Source organism: Actinophytocola xanthii, from assembly GCF_001921205.1.
GTDB classification, from domain to species: Bacteria; Actinomycetota; Actinomycetes; order Mycobacteriales; family Pseudonocardiaceae; genus Actinophytocola; species Actinophytocola xanthii.
In genome coordinates this window covers 201,622-213,506 of record NZ_MSIE01000002.1, presented here as the reverse complement: position 1 = coordinate 213,506, position 11,885 = coordinate 201,622, and the positions used below count along the sequence as shown (strand labels likewise).

At 72.7% G+C, this 11,885-nt stretch carries 10 protein-coding genes; 5 read left to right on the top strand and 5 right to left on the bottom strand.

Going from position 1 to position 11,885, the window contains the following annotated elements:
* The first annotated feature begins 86 nt into the window (after positions 1–86).
* The 4 genes from BU204_RS02580 to BU204_RS02565 all read left to right on the top strand — a co-directional run bounded on the left by BU204_RS02580 (position 87) and on the right by BU204_RS02565 (position 4,926).
* Positions 87–2,525: a hypothetical protein gene (locus tag BU204_RS02580; RefSeq protein ID WP_083660939.1), complete on the top strand. Its 2,439-nt coding sequence runs from the start codon at positions 87–89 to the stop codon at positions 2,523–2,525.
* A 62-nt stretch (positions 2,526–2,587) separates the two neighbouring features.
* Complete coding sequence (locus BU204_RS02575; RefSeq protein WP_233159056.1) at positions 2,588–3,097, top strand: carboxymuconolactone decarboxylase family protein; 510 nt, start codon at positions 2,588–2,590, stop codon at positions 3,095–3,097.
* Positions 3,098–3,157: 60 nt separating this feature from the next.
* Positions 3,158–4,279: a sensor histidine kinase gene (locus BU204_RS02570; RefSeq protein ID WP_075123858.1), complete on the top strand. Its 1,122-nt coding sequence runs from the start codon at positions 3,158–3,160 to the stop codon at positions 4,277–4,279.
* Positions 4,276–4,926 (top strand): response regulator, encoded by a 651-nt coding sequence (locus tag BU204_RS02565; RefSeq protein WP_075123857.1) that lies wholly within the window; start codon positions 4,276–4,278, stop codon positions 4,924–4,926. Before BU204_RS02570 ends, BU204_RS02565 begins: the two co-directional genes overlap by 4 nt.
* Here the strand turns inward: BU204_RS02565 and BU204_RS02560 are convergent.
* The 4 genes from BU204_RS02560 to BU204_RS02545 all read right to left on the bottom strand — a co-directional run bounded on the left by BU204_RS02560 (position 4,919) and on the right by BU204_RS02545 (position 10,820).
* A complete protein-coding gene (locus BU204_RS02560; RefSeq protein ID WP_075123856.1) occupies positions 4,919–5,815 on the bottom strand; it encodes an alpha/beta fold hydrolase in 897 nt (298 codons plus the stop codon). The two genes, BU204_RS02565 and BU204_RS02560, sit on opposite strands and share 8 nt — an antisense overlap.
* A 112-nt stretch (positions 5,816–5,927) precedes the next feature.
* Positions 5,928–7,745, bottom strand: a complete 1,818-nt coding sequence (locus BU204_RS02555; protein ID WP_075123855.1) for a RiPP maturation radical SAM C-methyltransferase — start codon at positions 7,743–7,745, stop codon at positions 5,928–5,930.
* The gene (locus BU204_RS02550; protein WP_075123854.1) at positions 7,732–8,064 is read right to left on the bottom strand and encodes a hypothetical protein; all 333 of its coding nucleotides are present in this window, start codon (positions 8,062–8,064) and stop codon (positions 7,732–7,734) included. Before BU204_RS02550 ends, BU204_RS02555 begins: the two co-directional genes overlap by 14 nt.
* Positions 8,061–10,820, bottom strand: a complete 2,760-nt coding sequence (locus tag BU204_RS02545) for an AfsR/SARP family transcriptional regulator (protein WP_233159047.1) — start codon at positions 10,818–10,820, stop codon at positions 8,061–8,063. Before BU204_RS02545 ends, BU204_RS02550 begins: the two co-directional genes overlap by 4 nt.
* Before the next feature lie 143 nt (positions 10,821–10,963).
* Here BU204_RS02545 and BU204_RS02540 point away from each other — a divergent pair, with 143 nt between their 5' ends.
* Positions 10,964–11,560: an RNA polymerase sigma factor gene (locus BU204_RS02540; protein ID WP_075123852.1), complete on the top strand. Its 597-nt coding sequence runs from the start codon at positions 10,964–10,966 to the stop codon at positions 11,558–11,560.
* 63 nt (positions 11,561–11,623) lie between these two features.
* On the opposite strand, the gene BU204_RS02535 is transcribed toward BU204_RS02540, so the two are convergent.
* The gene (locus tag BU204_RS02535) at positions 11,624–11,866 is read right to left on the bottom strand and encodes a hypothetical protein (RefSeq protein ID WP_143229266.1); all 243 of its coding nucleotides are present in this window, start codon (positions 11,864–11,866) and stop codon (positions 11,624–11,626) included.
* Positions 11,867–11,885 lie beyond the last annotated feature (19 nt).

Genomic DNA, 11,885 nt, shown 5'->3' with positions numbered 1-11,885 from the left:
CGGTAATCGGTGACTTTCTCCCGTTCCCGACGTCGGCGACCCTATGCTCGCGGAGTCGCGCAACGGTTCTGGCGTGAAGGAGTGGGATGTCCACACAACCTCGTCGGCTGCCGCTGGTACTGACAACCATCCTGGCCGGGGGTCTCGTCGTTGGAACACTGGACGGGTCGGTGTCCTGGCAACCCGTCGAGCTGATGGCCGACTGGACCGGCGCCCGGCTCGTGGCGAACGCGGGCTTCGAGAGTTCGGCCTCCACGGTGAGCCAGTGGAGCGTCACCGGGGACGGCGGCACGGCGACCGCCACCACCAGCCCGGTACACGGCGGCTCCCGAGCCCTGCGGGTCACCGACACCGCGAGCGGCGACGGCGTGTCCGTGCGGAGCGCACCGGTCGCGGTGGTGCCCGGCGAGACGCTCACGGCGCGCGCCTTCGCCCAGCGCGTCGACCAGACCGCGGGCTCGCTGTACCTGGAGTACTGGCGCCCGGACGGATCGCGCATCGACGAGGCCGTGGTAGCCACCGACGTCACGGGCGCCACTGGTTGGCAGGTCCTGTCGGTGGGCGCCGCCGCGCCGGACGACGCCATCACCGCGACGGTCCTGGTCTATACCAAGCAGACGGCGGTCGGAACCACGGTATGGGACGACGTCACCCTCGACTCCGCACCACCACCGGTACGCAAGGTGCCCAACAGCGGCTTCGAGGACCTGCACGACTCACCGCTGCCCTCGCCGTGGGCGGTCTCCGGCGGCGGAAGCGCGCAGCTCGTCTCCTCCCCCGTGCACACCGGAAACCGGGCGCTGCGCATGGTGGACACCAACACCGGCAGCGGCCAGACCGCGTTGAGCAAGGCCGTCCCGGTCTCCGCGGGCGAGACGCTCACCGCCACGGCGTGGTACCAGATCGCAAGCGGACTCACCGGGCAGCTGTGGCTCGAGTACCGTAGGACCGACGAGTCCACATCGGATTCTTATAAGTCGCATGTGGACGTTACTGGCGGGTCGGGCTGGCGGAAGCTGACGGTGACGAAGGTCGCCCCGTCGGACGCCACCTCGGTGACCCTGCGGCTCTACAGCGAGTACGCCGCCACCGGCACCACCATCTGGGACGACGTCACCCTGCGGTCCAGCCAGGACGGCAGGTACGCCGAGCCGCTCGGCACCGGCAGCGTGTTGTTCGTCGGTGACCAGCGGGTGGAGTCGTACACCGGGATGACCAGGCAGCTCGTCAAGGGCACCCCGAAGGGCGACCCGGCACTCGCCGGCGGGGCGACGGGTGTCGTGCTGACCGGCGGCTCGTGGGATGCCAACCCGAGGTTCGGCGGCGCCGTGCTCCGGGACCCGGGCGGCAGCTACCGCATGTGGTACAACACCGCGGCCGGCACCGGTCTCGCCACCAGTACCGACGGTGTCAAGTGGACGAAGCATGGCACCGGGCCCGTCTCCCCCAACGGACCGGGCGGGATCGCCGAGAACCCGGACTACGACCCCGCCGACTCCGCGAGCTTCCGCTACTACACGCTCTACCCGAAGAACGGGCGTTACTCGGCGATGGCGTCCCGCGACGGTGTCACGTGGACCGACCTGAACGGCGGCAACACCGTCCTGCCCGGGTTCGACGTGGTGAACGTGAGCTGGGATCCCACCAACGGCGGACGGTTCGTGGCGCTCAGCAAGCAGTACCCGACCGCGTCGCCGTACGGGGCGCGCACCGTCTACACGTCGTTCAGCACCGACTTCGTCCGCTGGAGCAGCCCACGGTTCGCGCTGGCGTCGGACACGTTCGACCACGAGAAGGTCCTCGCGCGGTACCCGTCCCGCCCGGGCGCGTCCTCGGAGATCTACGGCATGGCCGGCATGCGGTACGGCGAGCAGTTCATCGGCGTGCCCTGGATGTTCGACGTCCACGAGCTGCCCAACCGGCTCGGCAACCCCGGCGAGGACATCGGCCGGGCGCACCTGGAACTGGCCGCATCGCAGGACCTGCTGAGCTGGAGCCGGCCGGCCCGCGACCCGATCGTCGCCGAGCCCGCGCAGTCGGCGTGGAACTGGGGTTTCCAGGTGGGTGGCTCGTCCCTGCTGACCGTGGGCGACGAGGTGCGGTACTACTACGGCTCCTTCGCCGGTGAGCACTCCTGCGGGGCCGAGGACGTCCCGAGCCTGTGCGCGAAGGCCACCGGGAACAGCAGGATCGGCCTGCTGACGTGGAAGCGGGACCGGTTCGAGGCGTTCCGCACGGCGGCGGGCGGCGGCAGCGTCACGACCCGGACCCTCGCACCGACAGGGACGACGGTGACGGTGAACGCCAACCTCGGCACCTCCGGCGAGCTGAGAGTGGCCCTGCTGGACGCGGCCGGCAACCCGGTTCAGGGCTACTCGGCGGCAGACGCGGCCCCGGTCACCGGCGACACCCTCGGTACGGCGGTCAGGTGGGGGTCGAGGACCACCATCCCGACCACCGGCGGGCCGTTCCGGCTGCGGTTCGAGCTGACCTCGGGAGACCTGTACTCGTACTCGATCAGCTGACGTTTCTCCGGGCTCCGTCGTCGGAGGAGGTGACACACCGTCGACGAGAAGGAGCCCGCGCCATGTCCATGTCCATGTCCATGCCCACCGACGAGACAACCCGGTCCCGCCTGCCCGACCCCAACCGGTTCCTCCCGGACCTGGAGCAGATCGCCACCGGCATGATGAACGCGACCCGCAACGGCTCGATCCCGGAGTCCACGATCCATCTGGTGCAGCTGCGTGCCGGGCAGCTCGTGGGAAGCACCTACCACACCGTCCGCCAGACCGGTCTGCTCCGCAGCGCCGGGGAGAGCGAGGAGCGCATCACCGCGGTGGCGTCCTGGCGGGACGCACCGTACTTCACCGACGCCGAACGGGTGGCGCTCGAGCTGGTCGAGGCGGTGCTCACGCCGAACCCGCACGGCGAGCGGGTACCCGACCCGCTGTACGCGAAGGCGGCCGGGCACTACGACGAGAAGGCGCTCTGGACCCTCACTGTCGTGATCGGCCAGGTCTGCTTCTTCGTCCCGGTCGCCCTGGTCGCGAAGCCGATCCCGGGCAGGCCGCTGGGCGAGAACTACAGCGGCTGACCCTCACCGAGCCCCAGGCGAGCCAGCGCGGCCCGCCACCGGCTGACTAGGCTCTGGCCGGTGATCGGCTTTCGGCGGGTTCGGGAGCTCTGGCGCCGGTACGCGCTCTGGTACCCCCTGATCGGGTTGGTGCTCGTCGCCGGGTCGCTCGTGCCGGCGCTCGCCGGGCAGGGCACGCGGTGGGGCGGCATGCCGGACCGGCCGTTGGACGGGCTGGGCGTCGTCGCCGTCGCCCTGCAGTGCGTTCCGCTCGCCGGGTGCCGGCGGTGGCCCGTCACGTGCTTCGCCCTGGTGTCGCTGGGGTTCGCGGTCGACCAGCTGCGCGGGTACCACACCTTCGCCGGCACCGCCCTCCCGGTCGCGTTGCTCGCCTTGGGCGCGGGGCTCGAGCGCCGCCGCGGGCTCACCGCGCTCGGGTTCTCCCTCGCCTACGTCGCGGTGGCCGCGCTGTTCCCGGCGCTCGGCGCGGGCGAGCCGCTGGCCGAGTTCGTGACGTTCTACCTCGCGCTGGTCCTGGTGTGGGCTCTGGGTTCGTGGCTGCGCGCCACCCGGATCGCCGAGGCCGAGCGGCGCCGCCGGATCGCCGAGGACAGCCGGCACGCCGAGCGCACGCGCATCGCGCGCGACCTGCACGACGTCGTGACCCACCACGTGACGGCGATGGTCGTGCAGGCCGAGGCCGCCCGGTGCCTGACCGCGGCACCGGAGCGGCTCGACGGGTCCCTCGTCGCCGTCACCGAAACCGGACGGCGGGCCCTCACCGAGCTGCGGCACCTGCTCGACGTGCTCAACCCGGACCACGGCACGCCGGCGGGCAGTGCGCTGCGCACGCTCGTGGAGCAGACCCGCCGTGCCGGCCAGGCCGTCGAGTTCACCGAGGACGGCCGCGGCAGTGCCGGACCGGTGGCGTACCGGGTCGTGCAGGAGGCGCTCACCAACGCCCTCAAGTACGCCCGCGGCAGCCGCACCCGGGTCCAGGTGCACCACGGTGAGCGGGAGACCACCGTGACGGTGAGCACCGACCGCCCCGAGCCCGGGGGCGACCCGCCCGGCGGGAGCGGTCGGGGCCTCGCCGGGCTCCGCGAACGGGTCGACATGCTGGGCGGCGACTTCAGCGCCGGCCAGGAGCCCGGTGGCGGCTTCTCCGTGCACGCCCGCATTCCCACGGAGAGCCCGTCGTGATCCGGGTGCTCGTCTGCGACGACCAGTTCCTCGTGCGCACCGGGCTCGTCACGATCATCGACGCCCAGGATGATCTCGCGGTGGCCGGCGACTGCGGCGACGGCCAGGCCGCGGTCGACCTCGCGCGCCGGCTCGACCCGGACGTCGTGGTGATGGACGTCCGCATGCCGGTGCTCGACGGCATCGCGGCCACGCGCCTGCTCGCCGGCCCCGGGGTGCCCCGCCCGGTGAAGGTGCTCGTGGTCACCACCTTCAACCTGGACGAGTACGTGTACGAGGCGCTGCGGGCGGGGGCGAGCGGGTTCCTGCTCAAGGACGCGCCGCCGGACCGGCTGCTGCACGGGATCCGGACCGTCGCCTCGGGCGCGGCGCTGCTGGACCCCGACGTGACCCGTGAGCTGGTCGGCAGGTTCGCCACCCGCATCCGCCCCGCCGCGCCCGGCGCCCCCGGCACCCCGCTGACGCCGCGCGAGCTGGAGGTCCTGCACCTCGTCGCGGACGGCCTGTCCAACAGCGAGATCGCGGCGGAGCTGGTGCTCAGCCCCGAGACCGTGAAGACGTTCGTGTCGCGCATCCTCAGCAAGCTCGGGCTCCGCGACCGTGTCCAGGCCGTCGTCTACGCCTACCGGCACGGCCTGGTCAGCTGACCGCCTCGTCGGCGACCCGGTGGATCGCGCGGACGACGAGCTCGGGCTCGTCGAGGTAGACGTAGTGCTCGCTGCCGGCCGCGGTGGTGAGGTTGCTGGCGCTGGAGACGGTGAGCCACGCGCGCTGCCCCTCGGCCCAGGCCTGCTCCAGACCGGGACCGTACTCCGGGAGGGCCGCGAGGTAGGGCTTGCCGTGCTGGACCACCTCGACCGGGATGTCCCCTGCGGCGCGAACCTCGCCGTCGGGAACGGTAAGCAGCTCGGGGTTCTGGCCGGCGAGCATCGCGAGGGTCTGCGCCCGCACGTCGGCCGCCGGACCGGTGGCGTCCGCCGGGATCTGGGCCTCGAGGTCGGCTGCCTGCGTCGGCGAGGTCGCGTCCAGGAGGACCAGCCCGGCGACCCGGTCCTGGTGGTCGGGTGCGTAGCGCGCGGCGATCAGCCCGCCGAGCGAGTGCCCGGCGAGGACGACCGGCGCGTCACCGGCGACGCGGTCGATCACGGCGGTGAGGACCTCGCCGGTGTCCTCGAGGATCTGTGGGCCTGCGGGCTTGTCGCTCGCGCCGGCGCCCAGGCGGTCGTAGGAGCAGACCATGTCCTCCTCGCTCAGGGTCCTCTGTAGATCGGCGAGCTTGTCCACACCGTCGCCGGCGCCGTGCAGCAGGACGATGACCGGCCGGCCGCCGGTGGGCTCGCCCGAGCAGGAGACGTTCACCGCCAGCCCGTCGACCTGGATCTTCTCGGTTCCGCTGAAGGCCTGCTCCTGCCTGGCCGTGGTCACCGTGTCCGTGGGCGGTGGCGGCTCGGCCGCCTCCGGTGCCTCGTCGCAGCCGGCGAGCGCCACCGTGGCACACAGGGCGACCGCCGCGGAGACGGTGCTGGTACGGGTCATGGGGTTCGATGTCCTCCCTCGCTGGGTTCGCGGGGGAAACTACGGTCCGGTGTCGCCGACGTCGTCACCGCGTGGTGGACACTCCCGGGTAGCTCGCGCGGGGGACAGCGCCCTACCGGCCGGGGGTGGCGGGGATCGCCAGCGACAGCGCGAGGTTCCCGTCGAGGAACATCAGGCCGCGCTCGGCGAACTGCCGGAAGGCGTCCTCGATCGCCGACACCGGGACATCGAGGGCCAGTCGGCGCCGGACGGCGGTCGCGGTCGTCGGGCGCTCGTCGCAGGCCAGGTAGATGGCGGCCAGGGTGTCCCGGAACGTGTGGACCCCCGCGTCGCCGGGGTGGCGGACGTCGTAGATCTCCAGGTAGCCGGGCGAGGACCGGTACACCAGCGCCGGCGGCAGGTCGCTCTCCCACGCCCGCGACCACTCGGCCACCGCCTTGCTCAGCGGCGCGTAGGTCGCGGCGGGCAGCGCGTCCTCGAACTCGTAGTCGAAGACGTACGCGATCCGCTCCAGGTCCACGTCCGCCGGGTAGACGTAGCGGTAGCTCGGTTCCGGCTCCCGGCGCCGGGTGCGGTACCGCTCCGGGCGGGTGAACATCGGGCTGAACCGCTCCAACCACACGCGGGCCGCGGTCGCGGGTGGCTGCAGGTGCACCAGGTGCGGCACGGCGGCCGCCTGCCGCGCGTAGTCCTCCTCGGTCTCGCCGGGAAAGCCCCACAGGATGTTCCACGACACCCCGATCCCGTAGTACCGCGCCCACTTCAGCAGGCTCACGTTCTGCGCCGCACGCACGCCCTTGTCCATCAGGCGCAGGACGTCCGTGCTCAGCGACTCGATCCCGGGCTGCAGGTGGGTGACACCCGCCCCGGCCAGCACCCGCAGCTGCGCCCGCGTCAGGTTCGCCTTCACCTCGTAGAAGAACTGGTAGTCCGCGCGGTCCTCGGTGACAGCCGGGAACAGCTCGGTGAGGTAGCGAGGATCGAGGATGTTGTCCACCGCCGCGAAGCGGAACCGGCCGTACCGCCTGGCCTGGTGGGCGAGCTCCGCCCGCACCCGCGCCGGGGACTTGGCCCGGAACCGCATCGCCGTGCCGTTCAGCCCGCAGAACGCGCAGTGGTGCTTCGCGCCCCACCAGCAGCCGCGCGCGGACTCGAACGGCAGCCAGCCGCTGTCGCAGCGGAGCCCGAGGCGGCCGGCGCGGGTGTAGTACTCCCCGTACTCCGGCATCGGCAGGTCGTCGAGCTCCACGCTCGGCGGCGCGGGTGGCGTCGCGCCGCCACGGCTCGCGACGCCGGGGATACCGCTGGGTTCGGCGCCCGACGCGAGTGCCGACAGCAGCGCGGGGAAGGCGGTGTCGCCCTCCCCCACGACCGCGTAGTCGACGCACTCCACCGAGCGCACCAGCTCCGGCCCCATCTCGCCGTCGAAGTTCGCGCCGCCGAACACCGTCACGATGTCCGGGAACCGCTCCTTGAGCCGGCGTGCCAACGCGAACGAGGCCGCGTTCTGCTGGAACGTCGCGCTGAAGCCGACCACGCCCACCTCGTGCCACGGGTACTCCTCGAGCAGCGCGTCGAGGTAGGCGGGCACGTCACGGTCCCGCGTCTCCCGCAGCCCGTCGAGGCGCCGCAGCTCGGTGGCGAACCGCGACAGCAGCCCCGCCTCCGGATCCGGAGCGGCGTCGCCGAACGCCTCGACGGAGAACAGCCACTCGCCGACCAGCCGGCAGTGGTGGTCGGCGAGCGCCCGGTAGCGGTCCACGCCGATCCTGGCCGCGAAGTCCAGGTTGGCGTGCAGGGTGTCGACCGGGAAGCCGTGTGACTCCCCGATCGCCTTCAGCAGCCCCAGCTGGATCGACGGGCGGTCCAGGTCCATGAACGGCATCGAGACGATGACCGTCCTCGGTGTGGTGCGGTCAGGAGTCGTCATCGTCGCCCTGGCCCGGACCCGACCGGACGATGCCCGGCGGGGGCGAGGGCCGCCTGACGATGCGTGCCGGCGCCGCGCCGGGCAGGGTGCTGCTCACCGCGGCGCCCTCCGCGATCCGCACGTACTCCAGCACGAGCTCGGCCTGCTCCTTGCGGAACGAGTCGCGGAACTCGGAGCTGTACGCGGGGTCGTCGGTGTCCTGGATGTCGCCGGCGACCTTCACGATCGCGTCCAGCAGCTCGCGCTGCCGGGGCGGCAGCTCCAGGTTCCTGATCGTGGTCAGCAGCTCGTCCACCTGCTGCGCTTCGATGTCGGTCATGGTTCGCCTTTCTCCTCCAGGGTTGTGAGCCGTGCCCGGATGTCGTCGGCGTCGGGAAGGCCGAGCTGGTCGAGGATGTCGCGGGCGCGGCGCAGGGCCGTGCGGGCGGCGTCCCGGTCGCCAACGGTGAGGTGGGAGTCGCCGAGGGAGGTCAGCAGGAGCGCCTCGCTGAACAGGTAGCCCGACTCACGGTAGAGGTCGGCTCCCGCCTCGTAGCAGGCGATCGCCCTGGTGTGGTCGCCGAGGTGGTCGTAGGCGTAGCCGAGGCTGTGCCAGGTCTGCCCGACTGTGGCCTGGTCGTCCAGCTCGACCTGCAGCGCGAGCGCGCGCTCGCAGTGCTCGATGGCGCTCCGCTGCTCGCCGAGCAGGGCGTGGAACCAGCCGACGGCGTTGAGGAGCTTGGCCTGTCCGGGCAGGTAGCCGGCGGAACGGTACAACGCCAGCGCCTGTTCGGCGTGCTCGAGCGCCTCCTCGTTCTCCTCCTGGCGTTCCAGCGCCCATGCCAGGTTGTAGTGGACGCTCGCCTGCCCGACCTCGTCACCGGCCTGCCGGTACAGCGTGAGCGCGGTCTTCAGCCGGCAGTGGGCGTCCTCGTACTTGTCCAGCCAGACCTGGGTGCAGCCGAGGTAGCAGTGGGCGAACGCCTGCTTGCCGAGGTCACCCAACCGCTCCGCGGCCGCGAGCGCGACGGTCAGCACGTCGAGCTCGTCGTGCCAGTGACCGCGACGGGCGAGGTAGCGGCGCAGTGCCCAGCCCAGGTGCCAGACCTCGGCGTCGAGCTCGGGGTCCTGGTGGAGGACGGCGAGCAGCGTGCTGTGCTCGGCCTCGAACCAGGCGAGGGCGCGGGGGAGGTCGGTCATCCGCTCGGGTGTGACGCCGGGCGGGAGCTCGGGCAGTGGCGGCGGCTCCTCGGCGCGGGGGTCGAGCCGTCGGTCCGCCTCGTTCGCGGTGTGCACGTAGTGGGCCAGCAGCCGCCGCACCGCCGCCCGCCGGTCGGTCTCCGGGTCGAGCGCGGCGGCCTGCTCGGAGGCGTAGTCACGCAGCAGGTCGTGGCAGGTGTACCGGCCGGGGCTGGGCTGGGCGAGCAGCCGCGCCCGGGCCAGCTCGGCCAGCAGCGGGCGCACCCGTGCCGTTGGGAGGCCCGCGAGACTCGCTGCCGCGTGCGTGCCGATGTGCGGCCCCGGATGCAGGCCGACGAGGCGGAACAGCCGCGCGGCGGCGGGGCTGAGGTGCCGGTAGGACCAGGAGAACGCCGCTCGCGGATCGGTGGCGGCGTCGCCGGCGAACTCGTCGAGGCTGCCCCGCGCGTCGCGGAGCTGCTCGGCGAGCGCGCCCAGCCCGAACGTCGGGTGGGACGCCGCACGGGCGGCGACGACCGCCAGCGCGAGCGGCAGCCGGGCACAGAGGCGGACGATCTCCTCCGCCCCGCTGGGTTCGGCGGCCACCCTGGCGCTGCCGAGGCGCCCCACGAGCAGCTGCCGCGCCCCAGCACCGGTGAGGAGGTCGACGGTCACCGGTCGGGCGCCGGTCGCGACGAGCCCGGCGAGCGCGTCGCGGCTGGTCACCAGCACCACGCAGGTCGGCACGCCGGGCAGCAGCTGGTGCACCTGCTCGGCGTCGCGGGCGTTGTCCAGCACCACGAGCAGGCGTCGGTCCGCGACCAGGCTGCGGTAGAGCCCCACCTGTGCCTCGACTGTGGTGGGGACCCGCTGCGCCGGTACCCCCAACGCGTCGAGGAACCCGCGCACCACCTCGGCCGGTGACACCGGCACGCCGCCGGGGTCGAAGCCGCGGAGATTCGCGTACAGCTGTCCGTCGGGGTAGTCCGCCCGCACCCGGTGCGCCCAGTGCAGGACCAGCGAGGTCTTGCCCACCCCCGCCGTGCCCGACACCGCGACGATGTGCGCGCCCGCGCGGACCGCGTCGTCGACCAGCCGGAGCTCCTCGTCCCGACCAGCGAACCCGAAGACGTCGGGCGGCAGCTGCGCGGGCACGGCGAGGGGGCCACGCCGGTCGGGTGCGGGCAGCTCGCCCCGCAGGAGCGCCGAGTGCAGGGCCCGCAACTCCGGGCCCGGGTCGGTACCGAGTTCGTCGGCGAGCCGCCGTGCAACGACGGCGTAGTGCTCGAGCGCCTCGGCGTCGCGGCCGGCCGCGTGCAGGGCGCGCAGGAACAACACCTCGAGCGGCTCGGCGAGGGGGTAGTCCGCGACGAGTTCGGGCAGCACGGACAGCACCTCCTCGACCCGGCCGAGGTCCAGCTGGAGCGAGCCCCACCGCACCGCGGCGTCGAGTCGTCGGCGATGCCAGCTGCCGCGCAGCCGCGCGGCCCACTCGCCCTCGATCCCGGCCAGGGGCGGCCCCCGCCACAGCCGCAGCGCCTCGGTCAGCGACTCGGCCCGCTCCTCGGTTGGCCGCTGCTGGTCGCCGCCGTGGTGGACCAGGCTGGCGAACCGGTGCAGGTCGACCGCGCGGGGATCGACCTCCAGGACGTAGCCGGCCGGCCGGCGGTGCAGCCGAGCCACGCGCCCGGTGGCCTCCTCCGCCTGCCTGAGCAGGTGTCGGATGCGGCTGAGGTGCGAGTAGAGGACGTTGCGTGCGGCCGCCGGCGGGTGCTCGTGCCACACGCGGTCGACGAGGGTCTCGATGGCCACCGGGCGGTTCGCGTCCACGGCGAGCGCGGCGAGAACGGCCTGCTGCCGGGGCGCGCCGACGTCGAGCACCTGGTCGCCCACCCGTAGCTGGACTTCCCCGAACAACCGGAACTCCATGCATCGGCCCCCGGTCGACGCCGCACCCAGACGGACCTTTCGATGCTCCTCGGTCCGCAAGGTTGCCGCAAGGTTCACGCGCAGGACGGGGCGAGATCGTGCGAACCGTGCGTATCACGAGGAGGTCGGAAATGCGGAGCGACTCGACTGTCGATGTCTTGCTGGAGCGCGCGGTCGCCGGCGCCGAGCCGGCCTGGCGGGAGCTCGTCGCGCGCTACTCCCCGCTGGTGTTCCGGGTGTGCTATCGCGCCGGCGTGACCGGTTCCGATGCCGAGGACGTGGCGGGGAACGTGTGGCTGCGGCTCGTCACGAACCTGCCGACGATCCGCGAACCGCGGGCGTTACCGAAATGGCTGATCACCACCGCGGAACGGGAATGCGGCCTGCTGCGGCGGCAGCGACAACGGCAGGTGCTGAAGGAGGACGTCGACCAGGTCGTGCCCGGCGCGGAGACCTCCCTGCTGGGCGCGGAACGCGGTGCGGCGGTTCGCGAGGCCGTTGCCGGGTTGTCCGACCGCGACAAGCAGCTGCTGGCACTGCTGTTCTCCGACCCGCCGACGCCCTACGCGACGATCAGCTCCCGCATGGGGGTTCCGGTGGGCGCGATCGGGCCGATGCGGCAGCGCTGCCTCGCGCGACTGCGCCGACTCCCGGCCATCGCCGCGCTCTGGCAGGAGCGGTACGGGGCGGGTTCCCACGTCAGCCACCCAGTTCGCGCCGCGAGCTGACGGGCGGCCGGAACCGCGCGACGCCGCCCGACGGGGCGGTGTCCCCCGCCCCCCGTCGGGCGGTCACTCGGACGCCGAACGGGCCCGCTTCCGTGACGACGACTCCCCGTTGAACATGCCGATCCCGGCGATCAGCAGCCCGACGGTGAGGAACTGAAGCCACGTCCACGGCAGGAACGCCGTGACCACGGCCAACACCAGTCCGATGCCGAGCGCACCGTAGACCAGCGGTGAATACCGGCGAAGGATCGCGGCGACAAGCATTCCCACGTACCCGACCAGAAGAATCCATCCCCAGAGACTCATCGTTCGACCATAGCGGCGC

What these genes read in the sequence shown, in the direction of transcription:
- BU204_RS02580 (WP_083660939.1), top strand. Translation starts at nt 87, where the DNA reads ATGTCCACACAACCTCGTCGGCTGCCGCTGGTACTGACAACCATCCTG.
- BU204_RS02575 (WP_233159056.1), top strand. Translation starts at nt 2,588, where the DNA reads ATGTCCATGTCCATGTCCATGCCCACCGACGAGACAACCCGGTCCCGC.
- BU204_RS02560 (WP_075123856.1), bottom strand. Translation starts at nt 5,815, where the DNA reads ATGACCCGTACCAGCACCGTCTCCGCGGCGGTCGCCCTGTGTGCCACG.
- BU204_RS02555 (WP_075123855.1), bottom strand. Translation starts at nt 7,745, where the DNA reads ATGACGACTCCTGACCGCACCACACCGAGGACGGTCATCGTCTCGATG.
- BU204_RS02550 (WP_075123854.1), bottom strand. Translation starts at nt 8,064, where the DNA reads ATGACCGACATCGAAGCGCAGCAGGTGGACGAGCTGCTGACCACGATC.
- BU204_RS02540 (WP_075123852.1), top strand. Translation starts at nt 10,964, where the DNA reads ATGCGGAGCGACTCGACTGTCGATGTCTTGCTGGAGCGCGCGGTCGCC.
- BU204_RS02535 (WP_143229266.1), bottom strand. Translation starts at nt 11,866, where the DNA reads ATGAGTCTCTGGGGATGGATTCTTCTGGTCGGGTACGTGGGAATGCTT.